The 814-nt window shown below is 64.3% G+C and carries 2 protein-coding genes; both read left to right on the forward strand.

Features of this window, described 5'->3' with window-relative positions; genetic code table 11:
- Positions 1-47 precede the first annotated feature (47 nt).
- Positions 48-611 (forward strand): single-stranded DNA-binding protein, encoded by a 564-nt coding sequence (locus tag KSX58_RS10290; RefSeq protein WP_217752141.1) that lies wholly within the window; start codon positions 48-50, stop codon positions 609-611.
- Positions 612-620: 9 nt separating this feature from the next.
- On the forward strand, positions 621-814 hold a 194-nt coding region (locus KSX58_RS10295), incomplete at its 3' end, for a hypothetical protein (RefSeq protein ID WP_217752142.1).

Raw genomic sequence — 814 nt, forward strand, 5'->3', positions numbered from 1 at the left:
AAGCCAGCTCGGCCCCGAGCCCGACGGATACGTGAAGGGAGCCTGACATGGCCATAGGGGAGACCGTCATCACCATCGTCGGCAACCTCACCGCGGACCCCGAATTGAGGACCACCGGCCAGGGCGCGCAGGTCGCCAGCTTCACCATCGCAAACACCGCGCGCGTATATAACAAGCAGACCGGCCAGTATGAGGATGGGTCGGCGCTGTTCATGCGCTGCAGCGCGTGGCGCGACCTTGCCAACCACTGCGCGCAGAGCCTTGCGAAGGGTATGCGCGTCATCGCACAAGGCCGTCTGCAGCAGCATTCCTACCAGGCGCAGGACGGATCCAATCGCACCGTCATAGAGCTGCAGGTTGACGAGATCGGCCCGAGCCTACGCTACGCCACCGCGCAGGTCAGCCGCATCAGCCGACAGCCGCAAGGTCCCGTCTACGGCAATCCCGCCGCGCAGACGCCGACCGTCAACACCGGAGCGGGCGGCTGGAGCCAACAGCCGACCCAGTCCACGCAACCGGCCGCACCTGCCGATGATCCGTGGGGCGCTCCGTCGGACGACCAGTCATCATTCGGAGGTTTCGGCAAACCCGATCCGGAACCGGAATTCTAAGGAGCAGCAATGAAAGCCAGCGAACAACAGGCGCTCATCCCGCAGGAAGCCACGCCCGACACACTCATCGACCTCATCGGCAAGACCCAGCAGGTCACCAAAGCCGCGGCTGTGGTGCTCAAGGCATGCCGCACCGTCATGGACACCCACACCAAAAACAAGCAGGAGCACATCGACAAGTGGGGCGGCATCCACGCCATCAC

This window comes from Bifidobacterium sp. MSK.17.10, from assembly GCF_019129655.1.
Lineage (GTDB): Bacteria > Actinomycetota > Actinomycetes > Actinomycetales > Bifidobacteriaceae > Bifidobacterium > Bifidobacterium adolescentis.

Excerpts from the sequence above, each read along its gene's own strand:
- KSX58_RS10290 (WP_217752141.1), top strand. The coding sequence starts at position 48 with ATGGCCATAGGGGAGACCGTCATCACCATCGTCGGCAACCTCACCGCG.